This is a genomic window from Pseudobdellovibrionaceae bacterium, assembly GCA_020635075.1.
Taxonomy (GTDB): domain Bacteria; phylum Bdellovibrionota; class Bdellovibrionia; order Bdellovibrionales; family UBA1609; genus JADZEO01.
On sequence record JACKAM010000003.1, the window covers coordinates 21,187 to 45,621 of the forward strand.

Below are 24,435 nucleotides of genomic sequence, written 5' to 3' on the forward strand. Positions count from 1 at the left end.
GCCAGTTATGGCTACTCCAATACGGCCAAAGTCAGAAGGCGGCCCTGGTGATCCATCTCGAAGGCTACTTTACCCACGCTATTAGGACCAGAGTCCAGTGAGTAGGTCTCCTTAATCGTTGTTCCGGTCTCTTCTCGCGAGACCAGACGAACAGCCTCAAACTGACCGGGCATCAAGGCCTTATATTCTGTCAGAAAGTGACTACGATCTTCGAGGTATTTGGGATATTCGGAAACAGCCACAAAACGCAAGTGCTCCAATCGGCCGTGATTCATCTTGATAGCATACTTGCCTTCCAAAAATCCAAACTGCAGTCTTTCCTCGGCTGAAGGGGTCTTGCCAATGCTGGCTGGTCCCCGCTCGCCGCCATGAACGAGTTCAGCTGCCAGCTGACTTTCCCAACGGTCATTCCGCAAGTCACCGGCCGTAGGTCCAACACTGGCAATGCTACGACCCGGATGAGACTGAAAGGCTTCAACATTGGATAGTGGTTCGTCATCAAGCAAAGCCCTGTTAGCCATTGTCACACCAAAGAGAATCGTCACCAAAGATGCAGAAACCAGGATTTTACGCTGTTCCCGATCAAAGCGAAACTTGCGTTTTTCATTCTTGGGCTGTGGTGGCTGAGCTGGTGATTGTTTTGCCGGTTCCTGATTTGAGACTGGAGCCACAGCAGGCTCTTTTCTCTTAACTGGCAACTGAATGACATTTCCATGTTTCTTGGCCATAAATCTTTCCTCGTTCTGTCCGTCCTCTGGCTCTTACCATTGCGAAGGACGTGCCGCGCGAAAGGGGCTCTCTGCCCTCTTTGAGCGGCGATATTTTGGACAGGTGAACAACATTTTTTGCGACGTCTGTTGTTTCACAATGAAGCGTTCTTGCCGAAAGTCCTGAAATCCTTTTGCTTCCGACAACTACTTTTCGGCAACACATGGCAACAGTTGAGCAACAATTGAAATCGCGGTGGAATCCCGACTTTCAATTAGGACAGTGCTTTTATCCCTGACCAGGTCGAGTTAAAATGAGATTGGAAGAACCAACATTATGAATATGAGCAGTCCGACATCTTCCCTTAAGCTCCTACTTGGAGCCTTCATCACCTTCTCATTTTGCCTGGGTAGCCAGGCAGCGGAGGGCAGCCTTTCGGCAATGGAAAAGAGGCTGGCTGCGGCTCCTGACAACATCAAGCTGCGTATTCAGTTTGCGGCTGAACTGGGTCACAAGAAGGGCTCTGAGCAAAAGATCATCGACACCCTTAATCCCTATGCCGACGAAGTTCCTCTGGAGTCCCAGCTCCTGCTGGCAGCAGCCTACAATGGCCTTAAGAAATTCAAGGATGAGGTTCGGGTTTTAAAAAAGGTGGTTGAAAAGGCGCCCACCAATCATGAAGCTTACTACATACTTGGCCACGCCCACCTCAATGCCAAAGAGCAAGTCGACGCGGTAGCCAGTTTTCGTCGGGCAATTAAGTTAAATCGCGCCTATCGTGAGGCTTACGAGGCACTGCTGATGATATTTGAAAAGGCCGGCGACAACTATGAAAGTCGGATAGTCCTGAAGGACATGCAGAAGCAGTTTGGCAAAGACCCGTCCTCCATGTCCCACCTTTGTCGCTTGGATTCCACTGATGGGTACCTAGATGCCGCCATCCTAAACTGCCAAAAGGCCATCAAGATGGACTCAAAAAAGCCGGATAATCACGTTTATCTGGCGCAAAGCCTGAGTGATAAAAAAAACGAATCCAAAGCCGGGAAAGTACTGATTACGGCCTCAAAGAAATATCCAAAATCAGAATTCGTTCAATGGGCAGCCGGCCAGTACTATTTTAAACAGAACAATTATCCCGTGGCGGCCAAATACTTTAATCGTGCTGTTACTGCCAACGACAAATCCGCCCGCGCCTACTTGGGATTTGCCCTCTCCATTTTTGAGCAAAAAAAATATGACGAGGCTCTCAAGGCTTTTATGAGTGCCTGTGAAATTGACGAGTCTGTCTTGGAAAAGTTGCGCGAAGCTCAAGGGAAATTACGCTCGATCAAAGAGGATGACTGGTCCAAGCGCTACTCCCGTGAAGTATACGAATGTAAAAAACGCCGAAATGAAAAGGCGAAATCCGAGGGGTAACCCACTCCATTACCGAGCCGCCTCAACCACCCAACTATCCAGCCCCTGAACCGCATCACTCAGACGATATTCCAACTCCCGGTCCGGCCAGACACCCTGAGCTTCTAGGTTGACGTTGTCGTGAGTAACCACCGTGGCTTCAGGGATGGACAAACTGTAACCTTTTGCCAAATGAGGAATGGCATACCACACGGCAAGCACCACATCACCTGCCGTGGGCTCGCCCCACACCCGGGCATTGCCTCGTTTGCGAATCCCATGGGCGAAAATCTCTGAGACCGAGGCGGTTTGATAGTTGGTGAGAACCGTCACCTTTCCTTTCACACATCCATAGCCAGCAAAAGTCACCAGATCAAGAACACCCTTCTGATCCAACTCGGCCAACTGATAATCCTCGGCCAGGTTATCCAGCAAGGGCCCCCTCTTGTCCTGATCCTTTCGCGGCTGAACTAAGTGCCCAATCAAAGTCGGCTCGCAGAAGAAGGGAGACAGAGCTCTGAGCATAGCCACAAAACTTCCGCCGGAGTTTTCGCGAATGTCCACCAGCACTTTGGAAAACGGCTCCAATTGGCGAATCACCTTTTTCCAGTCTTCTTCTTCAAAATAGGGACTGCGAAAACTGGAAATTTCCAGCACTGCTGTATTCGGGTCGAGTACCCTTACCTGGGGACTCGAATCTAAAATCACCTCCCGAGGCTCAAGAAACACCCGGAATACCTTGTCCCCGCGAATAACGGTAAAGAATCCGCGACCCGTGTGGATCTGCCAAAGGGAGTGAATGGGTTCGCCATCGAGCTCCTCAACAATATCACCAGGCTGAAGCTCTGCCTGAGCGGCCATACTTCCGGGCAGGACCTTGGTGATCACATAACGGTCTTCAATGAGACGGGCCTGGACACCGATCTCTTGTCCCTGCCCTTCCCATAGACGCTTGTCCTCAACAGGCGTGTAGACTTCTAAATGGGAGATGCCCAGGTGATTGAAGTGGACCTGAATGCGGCCGAGTACTTCCCGGGTCGATTCCCAGGGGCTGATTTCCAGGCCTTCGGCCCGACACTTGTCGGCCCACTCTTCAAGGCCTTTGGTGTATTCATAGAACTTCATTTCCACGAGATTGCAGATGTATTGAACCACCTCAACGTGGATACTGGCGCGTACAGACAAATAAGAAGGCACGGCCACGATGAACATGACCACGAGAGCACCTAAAACAAAACGCCAACCCTGCTGTCGCATCTATTCTCATTCGACGCCCGCGTCGACTTTCAGTCAACGCAAAAAGAAAGAGCCGGCACTTCGTGTCCGGCCCTTGCGGAATTCAATATTTCAAAAACGAGCTATTAAGCCACTCTCTTCTTACGAGCAGCAGAAGGATCGATATTGTACTGCTTCACCTTACGGTAAAGAGTTGCACGACCAATTCCCAATGCCTTAGCAGCTTCAGTCAAGTTGCCATTGAACTCGTGAATGGCGTTTTCAATCGCTTGAGCTTCCAGCTCATTGATTGTCTGTACTCTTCCATTGGCATCCACACGTTGAGTGGAGCTAGGAAAAGGAAGAATTTTGGCGCCTTCGTCAACTGGCTTAGATCCAATTGCAAGTGCGGGAACATCGCCAGCGAGCTGCTGTACAAAACCAGCATCGCGCATGCCCCTTTGCCATTCTGTGGTCGTATAGACCTGAACCGTCAGTCCGTTGTGCTGGCCAAAAGCCTTGAGCTTTTCTGCCGTGTCACGGTCATCACTGACGAGGATGCACATTGTACGTACCATGCTTTTACCTCCAGAGATTATTGCTTCAAGTAGAGTCACCCACCGACTCACAAGTAATCTATCGGCGGCCCATACTGAGAATATTAGGAAAAAAATGCCGGGTCTGGCTCAAAATGGCATAAAGCCTTGTATCAACTAATGAAATAAAATGAGGCAGCACTTGTACAATTATTGGACAAATTTGCGCCAAAAAAAGAAGGAGATGATCTCTCATCTCCTTCTGTCCAAATTCATCTATTTTAAGTCGGCCAATCCAGCTGACAGACTCTAGCGACGACCGGATTTAATCTTCACCTGCATCTTAGCAATCAGATGAACGGCCATCTTTTCCTGAACCTTGCACATCTTTAGCTCATCACGGCGATAGGAGCGCTGACTGGGAGTCAAGGTGCCGGTTTCCAGCTCCATCTCATAGTCCAGCTTATTGGAACGAATGCCCTCAAGCTCTTTCGTCTGCTGCTTGAAAAGCTTAGAGACACCACTCAAAGGGGCAACTTCCAACCACTCCTCTTTGCCTTTGTACCAGCTCAACATACGCAAAAAGCGGGCTTTGTTCTTAGCCAATGTGAATGTGGGGAATTGATCTTCTTGGAGGTCCAGGATGTTTTCAATCTCGTCCAAAGCGCGGAGATCATCACGACCCGTATCAACTTCGCCTAACTCCTTAACAGAGTAGTTCTTTTTTTCTTCCTGGTTTAACTCCGTCGTGTTGAACACTGACAACCTCCTAAAATATTTACCCGTCACACACCCGTCAGGGGTATCTTTTGATACCGCAAAAATTCAAATATTTCAAGGCACTTAGCCTCTCCACACCTGGGTGGTGGGTAAAACTTACTGACAATCTCCCGTTGTGGCACCGCGTAAAGGGGCACTGCCCTTACGAAATTACAGGGAAATTTCCGATTCACCCGAGTTCATCGAACACCGAGGCCAAACCTATGCAAATACCGGGCACAAATTAACTTAATATTGAGGTTTTCTCCACCATTATTCCTGGCCTTGGAAGAAACTAGGCAGCGCCCATTTTCCAGCCCAGGTAGCAGCAACTCAAACTGAGGAGATTGTTGGCCAGGATATTTAGAAGCCCAAGGCCGACCGCACCAGAAGTCATCAAGCGCATGGACTCAAGACTGAAGGTGGAAAAAGTGGTCAGAGCACCCAAGCCGCCGACGGTCACACCCGTGCGCACCCACATGGGCCAGGCTCCCCACTGAGCCCCGTCTTGAAAGACCATAAACAGGTAACCAATGGCAAAACCACCTGCCACGTTAACCACCAGAGTGGCATAGGGAAAGGATGCCTCCCCCACCCAGCGGCCAACAAAAAAGCGAATCAAGGCGCCCACGGCACCAAAAACACCAACACCTAAGTAGATCATCCGCGCTCCCAAGGTAGACAAGTGCGATCCCACCCATCCTATATAGGACTGGGACGGGATTCAATCCTCGGCTCCCCTGTTAGAGTCATAACTCACCCCACGAGGGGTGAGTTCATAATTTAGGCAAAAAATGCCAAATCTATCGCCATTCGTGGCACTTATGGTGGTGTATGATTGGTTGACACCCGAAACTCCGAACAGGTTTCTGTCGAGAGTTTAGACAGTTTTGAGGTGCGAGAAGGGCCTGACCGGCCACAGAGTGTGGCGCGGACCTTGCTCAAACAAGCAGAAAGCAATCGAGGAGGGGTGCTTATGTTTTGGTTTCGTGTATCCATCTATTTATTTTGTCTGTCACTCACAGTTCCCGTGTGGGCTGAACTCTCAACTATTCAAATTGATGGGCCATTAGCAGCACAGCCCCAACAACATGAAATGATCCTAATCGCCATGGCCCCAGCAGCCACTGAGCCTGCGACAACTTCAGTTGTCGGAGCCACCGGCACAGCAGATGCCCCTAAGGATGAGGTGATTGAGCCCGTTATCGAAGAACAAGAAGAAGACATGGCTCTCACGGCCATCTTCACAGACTATGAAAAAGCTGCTGCTGAAAAAGCCGAGCTTCTGGAGGAATCTCCTTTTGAAGAGAGCGATGGCATCATCGTCAGATCTGAGCAGGGCGAGATCCTTTTGGAAGAAGCTCAGGAAAGCTCACTCTAAGACATGATGATCTGGGATTGAGACAACTCATGTCTCAATCCTTCTCGTTCCGAGCTTCTGCTTAGGAGTTCGACAAAATCCAATATAAAATAAGAGTTCGTGTCGGTAGGTTAAAAGATGAATCAACCCCATGTGGAACGTTGACGGGCGACGGGTTGTAACGGCGATTCCGGTGTCGTCTCGTTCCGCTGAGGGCTTGTTGGGGGATCCAATGGCTGCTGGGAAAGAACTGCCACCTGAGCGCAAACTTATCCTTCTCGTCGAGGACGACGAGTCCCTTCGTGCGTCTGTCGAAAAGCTCTTGCTGAGTGCTGGCTACTCAGTGAAGTCCGCAGGCAATGGTCTCCATGGCCAGCAGCTTCTGCGCACCGGCTCCACCTTTCACTTGATTCTGTCGGATCTGAAAATGCCCGGACAAACGGGCCTCCAACTCCTGCAATGGGTGCGCAAAAGCGATTCCTTCCAGGACATTCCTTTTTTGATCTTCACCGCCAGTATGGCCAAACAGGACCTGGTGCTGGCGGCAAAGCTTGGGGTGTCCGAATACATCCTTAAGCCTTCACGCAACCAGGAGATCTTGCACAAAATCTCCAAAGCTCTGGCCAACGCGGAGATCATGGCCCGCTCAAAGGCTACAGCTTAACTAACTGCGATTAGGGTCGGGTTTCTTGCTTGGGTCGGCTTTTTTGTTGGTTCCCCGCCCCCTTCGTGGAGGCCCCTTCTTTGGTTTCTTTTCCTCACCGCCAAGAACAAAGCTCTCATCAAGAGGAAAATACTGATCCACAGCCTCTTTTACTTCCTGAGAGGTAGCTTGGGGCCAAGACCAAATTTCGGTGCGACAGCCACGGCTCTTGAGATACCAAACCAGGGGCAGAAAATCTTTGTCGCCCCCTAAGATAATGGCCACGTCCAACTTGTCCGCCATGGTGACGGCATCAATGACTAAAAAGGTGTCGGCGTTTTTCGCCGGCCGCCTGATCTCCCCGCCCAGGCCTTTCCAAAAAGTGACAAAGTCGGAAGAGATCTCTTTGTATTCTGGTTTGTAATAGAGAATGCGAATGATTTCTCGGTCACCAACGTGATCGAGAATCTTTTTATAATTGGTGTAGCCTTCCATGTGTTTGAGGCCGCTGAGTTCAATGTTCTCGGCATCAACGAAGATGCCGACCTTTTGAAAACACAGCTTTTGGCTACTTGGCTTGTTGTCCACTCCTGGAGTCCTTTCTACGCCTACATTTCGATATGTCGTGATTACGCAATGTTATATCGCGGTTTTTTCTATCTTACCCTACCCTGAGATCCTCTGAAACCGAAAGCGCGGGGGCAACATCAAGAATTTCTCACTTTATTTATAGGTCCACTTCCGCTAAACACCCCAGCAGACCCAACGAAGAAAGACCAAAAGGAAGACAAATGGAAGTAAATCTCGCCTCGGAGCAGGAGCTGTCTCTTGTTTTTCAGGCTCCTTTATGTGGATTGGTGATTCCCCTCGAAGAAGTGCCCGATCCAGTATTCGCCCAAAAAATGGTGGGAGAAGGCTTGGCCATCGACCCCACAAGTGAAAGACTCACCGCCCCATGCGCCGGTGAAATCGTGCAGATTCACCCCGCCTGTCACGCCCTCACTTTACGCCACCCCAGCGGCGTAGAGTTACTGATGCACATTGGGCTAGACACGGTGTCCTTGAAGGGTCAAGGCTTTAAGACCCTGGTGAAAGTGGGCGATCAGGTTGAGGCCGGAACCCCCCTGATTGATTTTGATGCCGACTTGATTGCCCAGCAGGTGCCGAGCCTCATCTCCCCTATCATTATATTACCGGGCGAAAAGCCTCTCGACTTTGAGGTCACCTATGGGCGAGCGTCGACGGGGGACAAAGGCTTTCTCGTGGTGCGCACCAAGGGACTAAGTTCACAAGCAAGTGGAACAGCCAACACGGCGACCGACGGGGAAGAGATCAACTCAGCGGTTTTGACCATGCATTTGCCTAACGGCCTTCATGCCCGCCCAGCTTCACTATTGGTCCAAGCCAGCAAACGTTTTTCGGCTGAAGTTCAATTGGTCTACCAAGATCGCCGCGCCAATTGCCGGTCTCTGGTTCAGCTTCTTGAACTGGCCATTCCCCTGAATGAAACCTTCTACTTGTCAGCAACGGGAGAAGAAAAATCTCAGGCTATTGCCGAACTCAGTCGCCTGCTCAACGAAATGAGCGAAGAAGCTGAGCCCACTCCCACGAAGAGAACAAGTAAAGACGTGGCCTCTTCTGCTGATGGCAAACGTCTGGCCGGAGTCACGGCCGCACCAGGAGTGACCGCGGGCCAGGTATTTATTCTCCATCACCAGGAGCTTCAAACTGAGGAAAAGGGACAAGGGCCACAGCAGGAACTCAAAACCCTGTTCGCCTCTCTCAAAAACGTCACCAAAGCCCTTCAGGAGCTACAAAGTCAGGTGAAGATATCCGCAGGATCAGCCCAAGCTGCCATCTTTTCGGCCCACCAAGATATTCTTGAAGACCCGGCACTGCTGTCAAAGATTGAAGATCATATAGACGCTGGCAAATCTGCTGCCTGGTCAGTCAATCATGTTTTCCACCATGAGGTGGAGCGCTTAGAAAATGTCCCCAACGAACTCATCGCTGCTCGCGCCAATGACTTGAAAGACGTGGGCCGCAGAATCGTGGCCGACATTCTTGGCGGAAGCCTTTCTCTCCCCGAGCTGCCGCCTCAATCCATTTTGATTGCCGAGGACTTAAGCCCCTCCGATACCGCTGGTCTTGATCGCAGCAAGGTGGTGGGTTTTTGCACCCTCAAAGGGGGAAGCTCAAGTCACGTGGCCATTTTGGCTCGGTCCATGGGTATTCCAGCATTGGCCGCCATTGATGCGCGAGCCTTGAATCTGCAACCTGGCCAAAAGGTTTTATTGAATGCCACCAATGGATTTCTGGAGCTGGACCCAGCCCCAGAAAAATTGGCCCAACTGATGGAGCTGCAGAACTCTTTGAATGAAAGACGCCTCAAGGAGGAGCAGGCCGCTCACCTTCCGGCGCGCACCAAGGATGATCACCGCGTTTTGGTCTACGCCAATTTTGCCTCTCACGAAGAGGCCGACCGAGGCCCCGGCCTGGGTGCCGAGGGCGTGGGACTTATGCGCAGTGAGTTTTTGTTTCTCAATCGCGAGGAAGCCCCCAGCGAAGAAGAGCAGTTTCAGATCTACAGCCACATGACCCAGGCCATGGGTGCTGAAAGGCCCATCATCATTCGCACCCTGGATGTGGGTGGTGATAAACCACTCGCCTACTGTCCGATCCCTGAAGAAGAAAATCCATTTTTAGGTGAACGGGGCATTCGTCTGCTGCTGAAGGAGCAAGATCTGTTTCGCAGCCAAATTCGGGCTCTGTTGAGAGCGGCCCAATCAGGTCCGATTCGCATCATGCTTCCCATGGTCACCAACCTGGAAGAGGTGCAGCAGGCCAAAGCCATTATACGCGAAGAGCAAGTGGCTCTCGGTGTGGGTCCCGTGCCCGTGGGTATCATGGTTGAAGTTCCTGCTGCCGCCTTGATTGCTGATCGATTGGCTCAAGAGGTGGACTTTTTCTCCATTGGGACCAACGACCTCACTCAGTATGTGTTGGCCATGGACCGCAACCATCCCTCACTGGCCAGACAGGTGGATGGACTCCACCCTGCCGTTTTAACCATGATTGAAATGACCACCAAAGCGGCCCATGCTGCCGGGATCGAGGTGGGTGTTTGCGGGGGGACCGCCGGTGACTTGGTGGGGATCCCACTATTGGTAGGACTGGGAGTGGAAGAACTGAGTGTCAGTCTGCCCTCAGTGCCCGGGGTCAAAGCCCGGGTCAGAGAATTGGACTTAGTTGCATGTCGAAAGCTGGCGCAAAGAGCCCTAACTTTGTCGTCTGCCGAAGATGTACGTAAGTTGGTGAAAGAGGAAATGCCGGAATGGAGTACGGGGGAAGGAAAAAGGTTATGATTCGTTTATTGAGAGAGCAAGGATTTGCCCAACTACAGAAGCTGGGGAAAGCCCTGATGTTGCCAGTTGCGGTATTGCCAGCAGCAGGTTTGTTACTGGGTATTGGAGCTGCCCATTTTGATATTATTCCCCTGGTCGTTTCCCAGGTGATGGAACAAGCTGGTGGAGCCATCTTTGGTAACCTGCCGCTGATCTTCGCCGTGGGTGTGGCTCTTGGCTACACGGATAACGATGGTGTCTCCGCATTGGCCTCGGTCGTGGGCTTTGCGGTTCTCGTTGCCACCATGGGTGTGACAGCCAAAGCCCTGGGTGTGGAAACCAAAGCCATTATGGGAATGCAGTCCATCGACACCGGAGTGTTTGGCGGAATTCTCATCGGTATGGTGGCGGGGATTCTTTTTAACCGCTATTACCGCATTAAGCTTCCCACCTACCTGGGATTTTTTGCCGGCAAACGATTTGTGCCCATCGCCACCGCCTTTGCGGCCGTGGGTATTGGTGTGGTGTTGAGCTTTGTTTGGCCGCCGATCGGGCAGGCCATTGATGCGGCTTCTGATTTTGCCGCCCAGGGAAGTCCTGAGTTTGCGTTTAGCCTCTATGGTTTTGTCGAGCGTTCTTTGATTCCCTTTGGCCTTCATCATATTTGGAATGTGCCCTTCTTTTTTGAAGTGGGACAGTACACTGATCCCGCGACGGGTGAGGTGATCAAAGGTGAAATCCATCGCTTTTTGGCTGGTGACCCCACTGCCGGCAACATGGCTGGTGGCTATTTGTTTAAGATGTTTGGACTGCCCGCTGCGGCCATTGCCATTTGGCGCACGGCCAAGCCTGAAAACCGCGCTAAAGTTGGCGGTATTATGATCAGTGCGGCCCTGACTTCCTTTTTAACAGGAATCACTGAGCCGATTGAATTCACCTTCTTGTTTGTGGCCCCGATTCTTTATTTCTTCCACGCAATTTTGTGCTCAGCTGCTTACCTGCTGTGTATCCTTCTTGGCATCAAGCACGGTATGACATTCTCGCATGGCTTTATTGACTACGTGGTGTTGTTCTCCAAATCCTCCAACGGGCTTTGGCTGTGGGTGATTGGACCCATGTGGGCGGCTCTTTACTATGCCGTTTTCCATTTCTCCATCAAGGCCTTTGGCTTAAAAACTCCAGGTCGGGAGGACGACAACGGGGTGGCGGCTGCACCAGTTCGTGAAGGCTCGGGAGGTATCGCTGAGCAATTGGTGATCGCCTTTGGTGGCGCCGGCAACATCACCTCACTTGATGCCTGCATCACCCGCCTACGTGTGACCGTCCGGGAAATCCAAAAAGTGGATCAACCCACCTTGAAAACCATGGGCGCCACTGGCGTGGTGGTTGTTGGCAAAGGGGTTCAGGCCATCTTTGGTACCCGCTCTGAGAACCTCAAGACTGAAATGGAATTGTGGCTCAAGGGCGGAGCCGGTGAAGCTGCTATGGACGAGTCCGCTCCCGCAGTTTTGAAAGCCGTGGACCGTGAGTCCATGGAAGTGCAACTCCGCCGTTGGGTCGAAGCCCTTGGTGGCGAACACAATATTGCCGCCATCGACTGTGTGGCCGGAAACCGCCTCAGACTGGAGTTAAAGGAAAAGGGGTCCATGGATGAAAAGGCCCTGGAAAAGTCCGGCCTGAGGGCTCTTATGAACCTCCAGGGCGGCCTTGTGCACCTGTTGGTGGGTAAGGAAGCTCCCTCTTTGGCGGCGAAGCTACGCACAATAGTCTTCGGCTAAATTCTCAAGCTGAGACAGTCTTTTCTAAAGAGCCTTATGATTTTCATAAGGCTCTTTGCGTCTCAAGATAAGGCAAAATTTCCAGATTTTGTCGACCTCCTCGACAGTGTTTAATTCTTGGTTCTGACCTCACCCTGAAATCGACTAGAGGCCCTCAGGGGCTGTGTTATCAATGGCATACCTTGTGAAGTGGGAAGTGATACCCGGTCAGATGACAACCCTGGGCCTTGCAATGCTCTTAGAGTCAGAACATTATGTTCTGGCTCTTTTTTTTTGCCCGGCTTGAATTCAATGTTCAGAATCAGCCTTTGTTGTGGCGGGCGGTGATCACGGTCTTGATGTTGCCGCGAACATTAAAGTCCCCTTTGACTTCAATCTCCCAAGGGTCCAGAAGCTCCACCAGTTCATTGAGAATATGATTGGTCACGTCCTCGTGAAAGACCTTCTGGTTGCGAAAGCCATTGATGTAGAGCTTGAGCGACTTCAGTTCCACACACCACTTGTCGGGCACATAACGAATGTAAATGGTGGCAAAATCAGGAAATCCACTGCGCGGACAAAGACAGGTGAACTCGGGGCAGGTGAATTCAATGTCGTAGCGGCGGACCTGGGTGCGATTCTCAAAACGCTCCAGACGGTTTTGCTCCACTGCCAATTCCCCATACAGTTTATCCGAATCCGACATCCCTTAGTCTCCTGAAATGATTCAATTCAGGTCTCTCAGTAGCAGGTCATGCCCTAAAACGCAACGCAACAGCCTCTTTGGCCTTTTGGGGGTAAGGCTGGAATTTTCTTTCATGGTCATTTCCTTTGTTGCCTTTTGGCCCCCTGCCCCCTAACTTGGAAATCCTGTGAGGTCGTTCATGATCCGAGGGTTCCTTTACATTTTTTACATACTGACTGCCGGAATGGTCCTGAGTTCCTGTGTCACCAATCCTCCTTTGGATCGCCAGGGCTGTGAAAATGCAGACTGGTATGAGCTCGGCCGCCGGGACGGAGCCCAAGGCCTCCCCGTCAACGTCTACGAGAGCCGTCGCCAGGACTGTGGACTCAAATCTGAAATCGCCCGCGAAAACCTTTATCTCAACGGCCGAAATGCCGGACTCGTGGACTTTTGCACCTCGGACAATGGCTTTGAAATGGGCCGCACGGGTCAGATCTACTACTATGTCTGCCCGGTGGACGAAGAAGTGGAGTTCCTCAGCCGTTACCGTGTGGGCCGCAAGGTCTACCAGCTTGAAAAGGCCAATCAGGAAATCTCCTCGGAACTGGAAACTCTCCTCGCCCGTCTGCGCTCGGCCCAAATCTCCGCCCAACAAAAGGGCGCCTTGGGTAAGCAGGTCGAAAACCTCAAAAGTGCCCGCGTGCAAAACGACAAGGCCCTCCAGGAACTTAAGCGCAGCCTCTAAATTTCAATTTGTGGGTTTTGAACTCGGACAGAGTGTTTAAGGTGTGGTCAAGTGCGAGGTAAGGTAACACCCTCTCCGCAGTCCCCCTGTGTAAAACTGTCTACTCCTTATCTCTTGAAATCATTGAGTAATCAGAAATTCTTCCACATTTTAAAAAGTGTCTCAGCTTGAGATCACTGTCTCAATCTGATTTGTAAGTCGCTCAGATTTGCGGGCATACTGAGTGTGTACCCGCGATCTGTGTAGCCAAGTTGCACGTCCTGGAGATCGCTGTTCCTGTTTCCTGCGTAAAATGGGTGGAGAAGTTCATGAGATTTTTTGGATGGCAGAGTTCCACATGGTGGAGCTCAAGGGTGTTCTATTCCCTTCTGACAATATTAGTAGGTCTGAGCTTTGGCGTGTTCCAGAACTGCGCCAAAGTGAAGTTCACAGCCAAAAACCAGCCCAGTGAAGAGGGCGGCGGAGTCGGCGGCCTTGGCCCCGGCGCCGGTGGCCCTGGTGGGCCTGGAACGGGTCCTGGTGGCCCAGGAACAGGTCCCGGCGGTCCTGGTGGCCCCGGTGGACCAGGCGGTCCTGGTGGGCCGGGTGGTCCCGGTGGACCGGGTGGACCCGGCACTCCTCCGGTGGTGATCATTCCCCCACCTGTAATTCCTCCCGGAACACCTCCTCCGGGATACATTCCCCCTCCCGGCTATATTCCTCCTCCGGGATATATGCCTGCATCAGTGGAGCTCATTGGTGTGGAGATGGGATTCGGCGGGCAAAGCCAGCCCCGTCTGCAACTGCTTCGCAGCTCCGAGCGAATCATTGCTTCGGGCCTCTCCTACCAGGGAGGCCAATTGATTGTGGCGGGAACGGTTCAAAAGGGCAGCGATAAAGATGTGGCCATTCTTAAGTTAAATGCCAATGGACAAATTCAACAAGCCATCAGCCTGTCAGGCGATGGCCAAGAGGAAATCACGGCGCAAACAACTTCCTTTGCCGGTGAAGTGACCAGTGTTGGATCCGTATTACGTCGTGGTGATGAAGGCATCTACCGTCGCGATGCTCTGGTCATCGTCCAAGGCCAAAACGACATTCAAGTTTCGACCTTTACCGCTGGTGCAGTTACAAAACTCAATGCGGTGAGTGCTAAGCAAAACACTTACCTGGCCGGATCGGCCACAGATTCTCTGCGCGGAGACAACAAAGCTCCATTGATGGCTCAATTTGATAGTCGCCAGGGTGTGCGCTGGAGCCGCCGCTTGGCCAGCGTTCAATCCGGCGAGTTTATGGCCGTCACTGAATCAGGTGGCCAGGCTGTGGGTGTGGGTTATGCCGCCAGCGGCAACTTTTCAAAAGTATCCGCTCTCATTGCCCGCTTCAGCCAAGAAGGTGAGTTTATAAGTGCTAAAGAGATCAATCTGGGTGGCACCACCCAGGCCCATGCCGCTGCCAGCACCCGCGATGGCGGACTGGTTATTGGCGGTTCTTTGAGCAATCACGATGGCACTTCTGAACAAGGCTTTATTCTCCGCCTGTCGGCCGACGACAAGGTGGAGTGGGCCCATCTCACTCCCTCGCAGATGCGCATTCAGGCAATTGAGATTGATACCAATGGTGACGTGGTGGCTACCGGCAGTCGCGAAGCTCAAGACTCTCAGTGGTCCGTGCAAGCCTACCGCCTAACTGCTGACGGACGCATTCTCAGTCAGAACCGCATCGGTGAACGCATGGGAAGCTCCTTTGCCGGAAAGGCCATGACTTTGGATGAGCGAGGTGCTGTTCGCATCGCCTTTAATAGTGCTCTGGTCGGCGGAAGCTACAATCCCATTGGTCTGATCCGCCTCGATGGCCAGGAGTCCTCCTGTGATCAGGTGAGCGCAGACAGTTCTTCGACCAAGGAAGTCACCTCTTCACTTATGAACACCACCGCTAACTGGTCGGCATCTGAGGGGCAACTGGTGGCGACGGCCTACGCCACACAGGTTGAGAGTCTGTCGGTCGCTGACGAGAAGGTCTGCCTATAAGTTAAGATTTCATAAGCTCATGACGTGGGTGGCAAACAAATGGCCTCTGCCACCCAAAGATTGACCCAAGTCTGGTTTCAAATAGACTTAGGCTCCATGGGTAAAAACAACTTCGGGACTCATCTTCTTCCAATTCTCCTTTTGATGGCACAACTGTTCTCGCCAACAGCCCTGGCGGATTCTGGCAAATGGCAGGACCGCTTCCACGTTTTCGGTTATGCCGATGTGGTGCTCGGTGAAAACCGCTATGAGAGTGAGACGGTGGGCTTTGATGCCTACCACTTTACCACCAATATCAATGTCAATGTGGCCAAACACTGGCGCCTGTTTACAGATGTCACCTATGAGCACGGTCCCATGCACACCGAGTCCTCAACTAATGGGGACATCAAAGTCCGCTATCAGTTGATTGGCACCTATAATCCTTGGCTGGAATTGAAAGCGGGGAAGTTTTTGTCCCCCTACGGCGAGCAAAACACCTATCACGATGCCAGCCCCACTTATCTTTCGGTTACAAGTCCCAGATCCATTTACTGGAAGCGAAAGATCAACCCTTCGGGCTCTGTCCAGGACCGCCTCTATGCTAAGGAGGCTGCAGGATTGTGGTTCACAGGTGGCGGCCACTTGTCTGAGTGGTTTTTGAGCTATGATCTTTACGTCACCAATGGACGAAGTGACACGAGTAACCCCTATAAGTATGACAAAAAGGACCACGACAAACCCATTGGCGCTCGTCTGGAGCTTAATTCCCCTGACAATATTAAATTGGGATTGAGCTACTACACGGAAGACCATCAGCCGACAAATGCGCGGATCAATGTCTACGGAGCCCACCTGACGGGCGAGGTGTTTTCACGGCTGATTTTCCAAACGGAGTACATGCAGGCTCAGCTCAAAGAAAATGCCGATGCATATGACAATAAAATGGATGCCTACTTTGTCCAGCTCGCCTATCGCTGGAACAAATTCACTCCCTATCTGCGCTATGATTCCTTCGATGATGAGGACAAGTGGAATGGCGATGGGGAGCACATTCAGACATTTGGCTTTAACTACAATATTGAGAGTGACGTTTTTTTAAAGCTTGAATTCGCAAGCATTGAGGAGGGTGAAGATGTTTGGCAATCCCAAATCTCTCTGGCCTTCTAAGGTATTTTGCCTCATTGCCAGCTTGATGTGTTTCGTTGGACTGGCCCATGGAGAGCCCCTTATCCTGGTGGCCAATCCCAAAAGCCAAGTCTCCCAGATGAATAAATCCGAGATTAAGGACATCTTGTTGGGACGAAAAATCTTTACTTCTAATGAATCCCGCATTCGGGTGTTTTTGCCAAGCCTCGACGATCAAGCGGCCAGGGACTTTGTCCACAGCTATACCGGCATGGACCAACAACAGTTTTTGGCCTATTGGCGTAGGCGCCTCTTCTCAGGGCGAGGGACTCCTCCCCTGTTCGTTGAACCCTCCAGTGAAATCATCACCCGTGTCCAGGGAAGCGACGGTGGCCTTGGCCTTGTCCCCTCAACTCAAGACAAGAAAGACCTCAACACAGTCTCCATCCAAGATTAAGGAACGTGGCTAAAAACTCCCCCTGTTAATTGGTGATCCACAAAATCCTTTATCAGTAAAGTCGGTCCTTTGCCGACCATTCTCCGCAAATCCTCACGCGCCTTTCGGCCGCAGGCGTGTCTTCGGAGTGCGTCAGCGTGCTGCCGCACCCCGTTCGGCTGAGCCTATTCCCCTTGGTCACTCAGCCTCCCACCATGCGCGACGGCGGAGGATTCGGATTTCCGGGAATGGCTCGGCAATCGGACCTATTCCAGGACAAAGGCAACACACGGTTTTGTGGATCACCAATTAAGAGGGGCAGTTTGTAAATGTTTAACCTATTCAGCCAAGGCCTCGGGCAAAGCCGCTCGGGCCTTATCCATGTCAGAAGCGGGAACCTTGATAAAAAAGGCTGAAGGAGTGTCCATGAGAGCACCGGGGGCCGCCTCAACGATGGCACTTAATCCTTTGTTCTGGAGACGACTGGCAATAACCAATACATCGGCCACGCTGAAAAACCCTTGGGTCGAATCGAGTCTAACCAAAATCACCAATGGATCTTTTTCGTCAGGGCACATTTCTACTCCTCCTCGTTGTCATGATTAAGGGCGGCTTGAATGCCTTCGGCGAGAGCGCGGTTAAAACCTTTGAGGGCGGCAATTTCATCGATGTCGGCGCGGCGAATGGCTTCGAGGGAGCCAAACTGGGCGAGAAGGTATTTTTTCTTTTGCGCACCCAGGCCTCGGACTTGGTCGAGACTGCTGGATAACAAACTCTTTTCACGCAGCTTGCGGTGAAAGGTTATGGCCACCCGGTGGGCTTCATCCCGCAATTGTACGAGAATATTGAGGGCTTCAGATCCTTTTCGAAAAGTAACCGGGTTCTGCCGGCCTGGAAGAAAAAAACGCTCCTGGGATTCGTGCACTTCCTGATCGGTGAACTCCCCTTGGGTACGGGCCTTGGCCATGCCGACGACGGGAATCTCCGGTCGTCCCAACTCCTTTAACACTTCCACGGCCATTTTTAATTGGCCTTTGCCCCCGTCGACCACAATCAACTGTGGATCTTCATATTCGGTGTGAGCCAAACGACGGGACAAAACTTCTTTCATCGACTGGAAGTCATTGGGACCATCCACGGATTTGATCTTGTATTTGCGGTAGTCCTCTTTGCGGGCCGTGCCTTCTTCAAACACCACCTGAGAGGCCACAGTTTGAGCTCCCTGAAAGTTGGAGATATCAAAGCACTCCATCCTTCTTGGCAGGGCCGGAAGGTGGAGTTTTTTCTGAATCTCCTCAAGGCCGCCAAGGATATTTTCCTGCTTGGTTACCTGATCCTTAAAGTGATTCTTGGCGTTTTTCTCCGCCATGGTCATCAGTTCGCGTCCGCCTTGATCCAGAGCGTGAACCAATGAGGGCCGCTTGCGCTGCCTTTCCCAAAACACATCGATCAGCAGCTTGTGAATGTCACCGCCCAGGTCTACAGGCAACAAAATCTCATCAGGGATCACATTGTCCGCATAGTATTGGTTCAAAAAGGAAGTCATCCACTCCCGTGGGTCCTCCCCTTCCTTCGACACATCCAACTTGGGAAAAAACTGAAAGCGATTGCCGATCACCCGACCGCGGCGAATATGCAAGGTTTCAATTAAAGTCCCTCGCGTGTCACCAAAGTAGGCCACCACGTCCACATCCCGATCCTGCTTGGTGGAGACCACGCTTTGTCTTTCCCAAATGGCCTCAATCGCCCGCAAGCTGTCACGAAACTTGGCCGCTGCCTCAAAGCGTTCTTGTTCCGAAGCATCGCGCATCCGCCGGGTGAGATCCTGCACCACCTTTTTGTCCTCACCCCTTAGATACTCAAGGGCGCTGTCCACATCCGCGCGATAGTCCTTTGGCTTAATCAAATCGACACAGGGACCGCTGCAGCGACCAATTTGGTAGGTCATGCAAGGGCGTTTGCGTGACTTTAGAAAGGCGTCTGAACAGTCGCGAATGCGAAAGGTGCGATTGAGAAAGCGAATGGTCTCGCGCACCGCCATGCCGCTCGTGTAGGGTCCAAAATACAAGGACCCGTCACTGTCCACCCGGCGGCTGAGGTAAAACCGGGGGAAGTCATCGGCCACGCTGACTTTGATGTAAGGATAGGCCTTGTCGTCCTTAAGACGAATATTGTAGCGCGGACGGAATTTTTTGATCAGAGAGGCCTCAAGCAAAAAGGCTTCAACCTCGGTATTGGTCAGAATGTACTCAATGTGGTCGATCTGATTGACCAGGTACTGGGTTTTTACACTGTTATCCGAGCTTTTGTTGAAATAAGACCGCACCCGATTGCGCAAGCTTTTGGCTTTGCCCACATAGATGACTTTTTCCCGGATGTTTTTCATCAAATAGACACCGGGGAGTTCGGGGAACTCTTTGACAAGAGACTTTAACTCTTCAATCCTTTTCACACCCATGGCGGCCTTTTAACCCATCCCTGAATCAAAACACATCAGTCTGACTCAATGTCTCCATCCATTGCTTGATGACTCTGCTCATCCACCTGCCCGTCGCGCATCAATAATTCACGCATCTCCAGGCGTTTAATCTCATCGCGAATGCGGGCCGCCTCTTCAAACTCCAGAGCACCAGCGGCTTTCTTCATATCTTTACGAAGTTTATCGATCTCTTTACCCAGACCCTTGGCATCCAAATCATATTTTTTAACCGGTGATTTGACCTTGGATTTCTTTTTGTTCAGTTCCAAGTCCTCAAGCAGGTCAAAGCCGTAGATCTCGGCCAAGCCCTTGCGCACCGTCTTGGCCACGGACGTGGGCGTAATCCCGTGCTCTTCGTTGTGCTCGCTCTGCAACTTGCGTCGCCTGTTGGTCTCATCAATGGCTTTTTGCATGGACTGGGTGACCTTGTCCCCATAGAGAATCACCGTCCCATTGACGTTTCGTGCGGCCCGGCCAATGGTTTGAATCAAAGATCGCTCGGAACGCAAAAAGCCCTCTTTGTCTGCATCGGTAATGGCCACCAAACTCACTTCGGGAATGTCCAAACCCTCACGCAAAAGGTTAATCCCCACCAAGACATCAAAGATGCCCAGTCGCAGATCGCGGATGATCTCTGTTCTCTCCACCGTCTTGACATCACTGTGGAGGTATTTGACCTTCACACCCATACTCTCGTAGTACTCGGTCAAATCTTCCGCTGAACGCTTGGTCAAGGTGGTGACCAGAACTCTTTCCTTTTTTTCTGCCCGTGTGCGAATCTCGCCCAACAGGTCATCCACCTGGTTGGTCACCGGGCGCACTTCGACCTTAGGATCAATTAGTCCCGTGGGCCGGATGATCTGCTCCACCACCAGGCCTTCACTCTTATTCATCTCGTATTCGCCAGGAGTGGCTGACACATAGATGACCTTATCGATATAGTGCTCAAACTCCTGAAAATTGAGAGGCCGATTATCAAGTGCCGAGGGCAAACGAAAGCCATGGTCCACCAAGGTGAGCTTTCGCGCCCGGTCTCCCCGGTACATGCCCCCCACCTGGGGAACGGTCACATGGGATTCATCAATAAAAGTTAAAAACTGGGCGGGGAAGTATTCCAGGAGTGTGGGCGGCGCTTCACCAGCATCCCGTCCGGTGAAGTGGCGGGAGTAGTTTTCAATTCCCGGACAAAAACCCATTTCCGAGATCATTTCCAGATCGTAAGAGGTTCTTTGCTCAATCCGCTCGGCCTCCAGAAAGCGAATCTGCTGACGGTAGTGCTGAATCCGCTCTCTGAGTTCATCACGGATAGTCTCGATGGCCATTTTGGCCTTTTCCTCGGTGCTCACATAGTGACTGCCGGGATAAATGGCAATGCGGTCAATGTCTTCAAGAATCTTGCCCCGTAAGGGGTCGACCCAACAAATGCGGTCAATGAAGTCGCCAAAGAATTCAATCCGGATGGCCTTTTCCTCTTCGTAGGGAGGGAGCACTTCGACCACATCTCCCCGCACACGGAAAGTGCCGCGGTGAAAATCAATATCGTTGCGACGATATTGAATACGCACCAGTTCGCGCAAAAAATGATCCCGCCTGAGCTCCTTGTTGTTTTCAATATGAATCATCATGCCTTCATAGGCTTCAGGACTTCCCAAACCATAGATGCAGCTCACCGAGGCGACAATAATCACGTCCCGCCGCTCAAACAGGGCGTGGGTGGCCGAGTGGCGCATGCGATCGATCTGCTCATTGATCGCCGAATCCTTCTCGATAAAAGTATCCGTGGCCGGAATATAGGCCTCCGGCTGGTAGTAGTCGTAGTAACTGACGAAGTACTCCACCGCATTGTGAGGAAACAGCTCTTTAAACTCGGTGAACAATTGAGCGGCCAGAGTTTTGTTGGGAGCCAAGACCAATGCCGGCAAGTTGAGCTCAGCAATGACGTTGGCCATGGTAAAGGTCTTTCCCGAACCCGTCACACCGAGGAGAACCTGATGTTCCACTCCATTGCGAACATTTTCGGTGATTTCACCTATGGCTCGGGGCTGATCTCCTGAGGGCTTAAGAGGAGTCACCAGCTCGAATTGCCCCACCGGGGGCCGGGCTTGTCGCTTAGACAGACAACACCTCTCTTTTGATTACTTGGCCACTTCCCATACGGTCCCCTCGGGACTGTCCTGGACGGCAATGCCTTTTGCTGCCAACTCGTCGCGAATACGATCGGACTCAGCCCAGTTTTTGTCCGTCCGGGCCTGACTTCGAGCTGTGACGAGTTGATCAATGTCGGATCGTTTAAGACCCTTGTCCTCTAAAAGCATATCGTCCAACACTCGCAAGTACTCAGCCGGATTCTCTTGAAACAAGGCCATCAAGGTGCCCTTGTTTTTCATCCAGTGAAGAAAAACTTCGGCCAAAGCCTTTTTGTCGGCCGTCACCTTGCCCGGAGTGCGAGCCAGATTGTTGTAGAGGCGGATCACTTCATAAATGCGGGCCATGACCTCGGGAGTGTTAAAATCATCATCCAAAGCTTTGGCTATCCCCTCGTCAGCCTCGTTAATGGCCTTTTCAAATTTGTCCGGCAGCGGAGCCAGTTCCAGCGGGGCTTGGATCAAAACCTCGGCATGGGCCATGGCGGAATAAATGCGGGCAAGACCGGCAATTGAGCGATGGATCTGCTCCTCACTCAAATCAGTGGTGCTGCGATAGTGAGAAGAGAGCATCATAAACTTGAGGATCTCCGCATTGTATTGCTCTAAAAAGGAGCGAGCGGTGCGAATGTTCCCCAGGCTCTTGCTCATCTTCTGGTCGCCAAAGTTGATCATATTGTTGTGCATCCAGTAGCGCACAAAGGGCTTTCCCGTGCAGCCTTCACTCTGGGCCACTTCATTTTCATGATGGGGAAAGACCAAATCCAAACCACCACCATGAATATCAATGGTGTCACCTAAGATGGTCCTCGCCATGGTCGAGCACTCAATGTGCCAGCCAGGCCGTCCCTTTCCCCAGGGCGAGGGCCAGGAAGGCTCCCCTTCTTTGGCGGCTTTCCACAGGGCAAAATCAGCTGGATGTTTTTTGCGCTCATCCACGTCCACCCGGTGACCGGCTTCCAGGTCGTCCAGGTTCTTGTTGCTGAGCTTTCCATAGCCATCAAAGGCATGGACATCGTAGTAGACTTCGTTATCCACCACATAGGCCTTGCCGTTTTTGATCAACTCTTCCACGAATTCGATGATCTCACTCATAAACTCCGTCACTCGCGGATTGCGCGAGTGAGGGCGAAGCTTGAGATCCCCGTAGTCCTTCTGAAACTCTTTGATGTAGCGTTCAGCAATTTCTGCTGAGTCCACACCTTCTTGTTTGGCCCGGTTGATGATCTTATCGTCCACATCGGTGTAGTTGTACACATAGGTGACTTTGAAGCCCTGGTGCTCAAACCAATTGCGAACCATGTTAAAAAAGATGGCTCCGCGAAAGTTTCCCACATGAAGATAGTCGTAAACCGTCGGACCACACACATACATTCTCACCTCGCCTTCGTGCAGAGGCACAAAATCTTCTTTCTGGTGAGTCTGGGTGTTGTAAATGCGTACGGCCACGGCCCTTCTCCTTAAGTGAGTATTCTAAAAATTGTAAACCGACTCGGCTCAGACCTCAAGGCATGGCCTCAAGAACGGCCTGAGCCCGACCCATCAGGTCTTCTTTCTCCATCAAGGGCACCAGGATTTTTAGTTCAGCACCATGAGGCTTGCCGAGCACGGCAACCCGAATGGGCATGAACAAAAACTTACCCTTCACCTGACATTCGTTCTTCACCCGATCCTGAGCTTCATTAAACTGATCTTCGCTCATGTGCTGGCCATCGAGGCCCTTGAGAATCTCCATCCATTTGCTGACCACCGCTCGGCTGGATTCCCAGCCCAAGGTCTCGTCGGCCTCAGGCAAGATGGCAAAAGTTCCCTTAGACAGAGGGCGAAACAATTCCACACAGTCTTTAAGAGTTTCCATATAGGACTTCATCAGTTCGAGTGCGCGGTTTTGCCAATCGGAGTCGGCGGGCAAATCCAGGCCGGCTTCATCCAGAAAAGGCTTCATTCTCTGCCAAAGTTCATTGTGCGGCAGGGCCCGCAAATGAGTGGCATTCACCCACTTAAGTTTTTGATCATCAAATACGGCTGGACTGGAATTGAAGCGATCCAAAGACATCTGATCGATCATCTCGTCCATGGACATGATCTCCTGACCCTTGGGGGAGCTCCATCCCAGCAGGGCAATAAAGTTATTCAGAGCCTCGGGCAAATAGCCATTCTCCCGGTACTCATTGCAGCTGGTGGCACCGTGGCGCTTACTCAGCTTTTGCTTGTCTGGTCCCAAAATAATCGACATATGGCCAAACTGAGGAAGCTCAAACCCAAGGCCTTCATAGATCATCATCTGGCGAAGTGTATTGTTGAGGTGCTCCTCTGCCCTGTAGACATGACTGATCTTCATCAGAGCATCGTCAATCACACAGCAAAAATTGTAGACCGGCATCCCGCTTGAGCGGATCAACACAAAGTCTCCGACCATGTCCGAAGGAAAGGTGACCTGCCCGCGAACCAGGTCGTTCAAGACATAATCCCGCTTGTTGGTTTCGACCTTAAAGCGAATGGTCGCACTGTCACCCTTGGCCAAGCGAGCCCGGGCCTCTTCTGTGGACAGATCCCGATAGGGACTCAGCACCTGTTGACCACGGCCGGCGGCTTCGGCCTTTTGCTTTTCTGCGGCCAGCTCCTCGTCGGTCATAAAGCAATAAAAGGCCTTACCCATCTCCACCAGTTTTTCGGCGTATTCTTTGTAGATTTGTTTGCGCTGGCTCTGCCGATAGGGACCATAGGGTCCCATATCCTGAAGAGTCTCCGGATGAGGTCCCTCATCCCACTTCAACCCCAGCCAGTGGAGATCTTGGATCTGCATACGCATGGACTCTTCGGTGGATCTTTCCTCATCCGTGTCCTCGACCCGCAGAACAAATGTGCCCTTCATGTTTTTGGCCATCAGGTAACAATAGAGGGCTGTTCTTGCACCACCCACGTGAAGATAACCGGTGGGACTGGGGGCAAAACGAACGCGAAAAGACGGGCCAGTTGAGGCTGCCATGTCAGATTCTCCTTCTCAGATCAAACAGCAAAGATGCCGCAACTTACCCTGAGGAGCAAACATGGGGCACAAAAAAATCCAGGCCTCAGCGAGGCCTGGATTTCTTCCAAATTTCAAATGTCAG

At 51.7% G+C, this 24,435-nt stretch carries 20 protein-coding genes and 1 pseudogene; 9 read left to right on the forward strand and 12 right to left on the reverse strand.

The window, feature by feature from the left end:
- Positions 1 to 11 precede the first annotated feature (11 nt).
- Entirely contained in the window at positions 12 to 728 is a 717-nt protein-coding gene (locus tag H6624_14590; protein MCB9085572.1) for a hypothetical protein, read from the reverse strand.
- A 316-nt stretch (positions 729 to 1,044) separates the two neighbouring features.
- Here H6624_14590 and H6624_14595 point away from each other — a divergent pair, with 316 nt between their 5' ends.
- Positions 1,045 to 2,124, forward strand: a complete 1,080-nt coding sequence (locus tag H6624_14595; GenBank protein ID MCB9085573.1) for a tetratricopeptide repeat protein — start codon at positions 1,045 to 1,047, stop codon at positions 2,122 to 2,124.
- A gap of 9 nt (positions 2,125 to 2,133) precedes the next feature.
- Here the strand turns inward: H6624_14595 and H6624_14600 are convergent, their stop codons facing one another.
- From H6624_14600 to H6624_14615, 4 genes and pseudogenes are all read right to left on the reverse strand, one after another.
- Positions 2,134 to 3,360 (reverse strand): PDZ domain-containing protein, encoded by a 1,227-nt coding sequence (locus H6624_14600; GenBank protein MCB9085574.1) that lies wholly within the window; start codon positions 3,358 to 3,360, stop codon positions 2,134 to 2,136.
- A gap of 104 nt (positions 3,361 to 3,464) precedes the next feature.
- Complete coding sequence (locus H6624_14605; GenBank protein ID MCB9085575.1) at positions 3,465 to 3,896, reverse strand: hypothetical protein; 432 nt, start codon at positions 3,894 to 3,896, stop codon at positions 3,465 to 3,467.
- Between the two features lie 267 nt (positions 3,897 to 4,163).
- Positions 4,164 to 4,532 (reverse strand): annotated as a pseudogene (locus tag H6624_14610) (hypothetical protein).
- 376 nt (positions 4,533 to 4,908) lie between these two features.
- Positions 4,909 to 5,277: a CrcB family protein gene (locus H6624_14615; GenBank protein ID MCB9085576.1), complete on the reverse strand. Its 369-nt coding sequence runs from the start codon at positions 5,275 to 5,277 to the stop codon at positions 4,909 to 4,911.
- A 312-nt stretch (positions 5,278 to 5,589) separates the two neighbouring features.
- On the opposite strand from H6624_14615, the gene H6624_14620 reads away from it, so the two are divergent.
- Together H6624_14620 and H6624_14625 are read left to right on the forward strand one after the other, a co-directional pair.
- Positions 5,590 to 5,994 carry a hypothetical protein gene (locus H6624_14620; protein MCB9085577.1) on the forward strand — a complete coding sequence of 135 codons (405 nt, stop codon included), beginning with the start codon at positions 5,590 to 5,592 and terminating at the stop codon, positions 5,992 to 5,994.
- Positions 5,995 to 6,205: 211 nt separating this feature from the next.
- Positions 6,206 to 6,637, forward strand: a complete 432-nt coding sequence (locus H6624_14625) for a response regulator (protein MCB9085578.1) — start codon at positions 6,206 to 6,208, stop codon at positions 6,635 to 6,637.
- Here H6624_14625 and H6624_14630 read toward each other — a convergent pair whose 3' ends face one another.
- Positions 6,638 to 7,204, reverse strand: coding sequence for an NYN domain-containing protein (locus H6624_14630; GenBank protein ID MCB9085579.1), 567 nt, complete (start codon positions 7,202 to 7,204; stop codon positions 6,638 to 6,640).
- A 203-nt stretch (positions 7,205 to 7,407) separates the two neighbouring features.
- On the opposite strand from H6624_14630, the gene ptsP reads away from it, so the two are divergent.
- Both ptsP and ptsG read left to right on the forward strand, forming a co-directional pair.
- Entirely contained in the window at positions 7,408 to 9,981 is a 2,574-nt protein-coding gene (gene ptsP, locus H6624_14635; protein MCB9085580.1) for a phosphoenolpyruvate--protein phosphotransferase, read from the forward strand.
- Positions 9,978 to 11,738, forward strand: a complete 1,761-nt coding sequence (gene ptsG, locus H6624_14640) for a PTS glucose transporter subunit IIBC (protein ID MCB9085581.1) — start codon at positions 9,978 to 9,980, stop codon at positions 11,736 to 11,738. Before ptsP ends, ptsG begins: the two co-directional genes overlap by 4 nt.
- Positions 11,739 to 12,039: 301 nt before the next feature.
- Here ptsG and queF read toward each other — a convergent pair whose 3' ends face one another.
- Positions 12,040 to 12,423 carry an NADPH-dependent 7-cyano-7-deazaguanine reductase QueF gene (queF, locus tag H6624_14645; GenBank protein ID MCB9085582.1) on the reverse strand — a complete coding sequence of 128 codons (384 nt, stop codon included), beginning with the start codon at positions 12,421 to 12,423 and terminating at the stop codon, positions 12,040 to 12,042.
- Between the two features lie 178 nt (positions 12,424 to 12,601).
- Here queF and H6624_14650 point away from each other — a divergent pair, with 178 nt between their 5' ends.
- The 4 genes from H6624_14650 to H6624_14665 all read left to right on the forward strand — a co-directional run bounded on the left by H6624_14650 (position 12,602) and on the right by H6624_14665 (position 16,720).
- A complete protein-coding gene (locus H6624_14650) occupies positions 12,602 to 13,147 on the forward strand; it encodes a DUF2799 domain-containing protein (protein ID MCB9085583.1) in 546 nt (181 codons plus the stop codon).
- A gap of 308 nt (positions 13,148 to 13,455) precedes the next feature.
- Positions 13,456 to 15,156 carry a hypothetical protein gene (locus tag H6624_14655; protein ID MCB9085584.1) on the forward strand — a complete coding sequence of 567 codons (1,701 nt, stop codon included), beginning with the start codon at positions 13,456 to 13,458 and terminating at the stop codon, positions 15,154 to 15,156.
- A gap of 39 nt (positions 15,157 to 15,195) precedes the next feature.
- Positions 15,196 to 16,305, forward strand: coding sequence for a porin (locus H6624_14660; protein ID MCB9085585.1), 1,110 nt, complete (start codon positions 15,196 to 15,198; stop codon positions 16,303 to 16,305).
- Positions 16,271 to 16,720 (forward strand): hypothetical protein, encoded by a 450-nt coding sequence (locus H6624_14665; GenBank protein ID MCB9085586.1) that lies wholly within the window; start codon positions 16,271 to 16,273, stop codon positions 16,718 to 16,720. Before H6624_14660 ends, H6624_14665 begins: the two co-directional genes overlap by 35 nt.
- 317 nt (positions 16,721 to 17,037) lie before the next feature.
- Here H6624_14665 and H6624_14670 read toward each other — a convergent pair whose 3' ends face one another.
- From H6624_14670 to H6624_14690, 5 genes are read right to left on the reverse strand one after another with little or no spacing between them, the layout of a single operon-like run.
- Positions 17,038 to 17,277 carry a hypothetical protein gene (locus H6624_14670; GenBank protein MCB9085587.1) on the reverse strand — a complete coding sequence of 80 codons (240 nt, stop codon included), beginning with the start codon at positions 17,275 to 17,277 and terminating at the stop codon, positions 17,038 to 17,040.
- Between the two features lie 2 nt (positions 17,278 to 17,279).
- Entirely contained in the window at positions 17,280 to 19,157 is a 1,878-nt protein-coding gene (gene uvrC / locus H6624_14675) for an excinuclease ABC subunit UvrC (GenBank protein ID MCB9085588.1), read from the reverse strand.
- A 35-nt stretch (positions 19,158 to 19,192) separates the two neighbouring features.
- Entirely contained in the window at positions 19,193 to 21,268 is a 2,076-nt protein-coding gene (gene uvrB, locus H6624_14680) for an excinuclease ABC subunit UvrB (GenBank protein MCB9085589.1), read from the reverse strand.
- Positions 21,269 to 21,313: 45 nt separating this feature from the next.
- On the reverse strand, positions 21,314 to 22,771 hold the full coding sequence (locus H6624_14685; protein ID MCB9085590.1) for a cysteine--tRNA ligase: 1,458 nt from the start codon (positions 22,769 to 22,771) through the stop codon (positions 21,314 to 21,316).
- 55 nt (positions 22,772 to 22,826) lie between these two features.
- Complete coding sequence (locus H6624_14690) at positions 22,827 to 24,311, reverse strand: glutamate--tRNA ligase (GenBank protein ID MCB9085591.1); 1,485 nt, start codon at positions 24,309 to 24,311, stop codon at positions 22,827 to 22,829.
- Positions 24,312 to 24,435: the final 124 nt, after the last annotated feature.

Excerpts from the sequence above, each read along its gene's own strand:
- H6624_14590 (MCB9085572.1), bottom strand. The coding sequence starts at position 728 with ATGGCCAAGAAACATGGAAATGTCATTCAGTTGCCAGTTAAGAGAAAA.
- H6624_14595 (MCB9085573.1), top strand. The coding sequence starts at position 1,045 with ATGAATATGAGCAGTCCGACATCTTCCCTTAAGCTCCTACTTGGAGCC.
- H6624_14600 (MCB9085574.1), bottom strand. The coding sequence starts at position 3,360 with ATGCGACAGCAGGGTTGGCGTTTTGTTTTAGGTGCTCTCGTGGTCATG.
- H6624_14605 (MCB9085575.1), bottom strand. The coding sequence starts at position 3,896 with ATGGTACGTACAATGTGCATCCTCGTCAGTGATGACCGTGACACGGCA.
- H6624_14615 (MCB9085576.1), bottom strand. The coding sequence starts at position 5,277 with ATGATCTACTTAGGTGTTGGTGTTTTTGGTGCCGTGGGCGCCTTGATT.
- H6624_14620 (MCB9085577.1), top strand. The coding sequence starts at position 5,590 with ATGTTTTGGTTTCGTGTATCCATCTATTTATTTTGTCTGTCACTCACA.
- H6624_14625 (MCB9085578.1), top strand. The coding sequence starts at position 6,206 with ATGGCTGCTGGGAAAGAACTGCCACCTGAGCGCAAACTTATCCTTCTC.
- ptsP (MCB9085580.1), top strand. The coding sequence starts at position 7,408 with ATGGAAGTAAATCTCGCCTCGGAGCAGGAGCTGTCTCTTGTTTTTCAG.
- ptsG (MCB9085581.1), top strand. The coding sequence starts at position 9,978 with ATGATTCGTTTATTGAGAGAGCAAGGATTTGCCCAACTACAGAAGCTG.
- queF (MCB9085582.1), bottom strand. The coding sequence starts at position 12,423 with ATGTCGGATTCGGATAAACTGTATGGGGAATTGGCAGTGGAGCAAAAC.
- H6624_14650 (MCB9085583.1), top strand. The coding sequence starts at position 12,602 with ATGATCCGAGGGTTCCTTTACATTTTTTACATACTGACTGCCGGAATG.
- H6624_14655 (MCB9085584.1), top strand. The coding sequence starts at position 13,456 with ATGAGATTTTTTGGATGGCAGAGTTCCACATGGTGGAGCTCAAGGGTG.
- H6624_14660 (MCB9085585.1), top strand. The coding sequence starts at position 15,196 with ATGGCCTCTGCCACCCAAAGATTGACCCAAGTCTGGTTTCAAATAGAC.
- H6624_14665 (MCB9085586.1), top strand. The coding sequence starts at position 16,271 with ATGTTTGGCAATCCCAAATCTCTCTGGCCTTCTAAGGTATTTTGCCTC.
- H6624_14670 (MCB9085587.1), bottom strand. The coding sequence starts at position 17,277 with ATGTGCCCTGACGAAAAAGATCCATTGGTGATTTTGGTTAGACTCGAT.
- uvrC (MCB9085588.1), bottom strand. The coding sequence starts at position 19,157 with ATGGGTGTGAAAAGGATTGAAGAGTTAAAGTCTCTTGTCAAAGAGTTC.
- H6624_14690 (MCB9085591.1), bottom strand. The coding sequence starts at position 24,311 with ATGGCAGCCTCAACTGGCCCGTCTTTTCGCGTTCGTTTTGCCCCCAGT.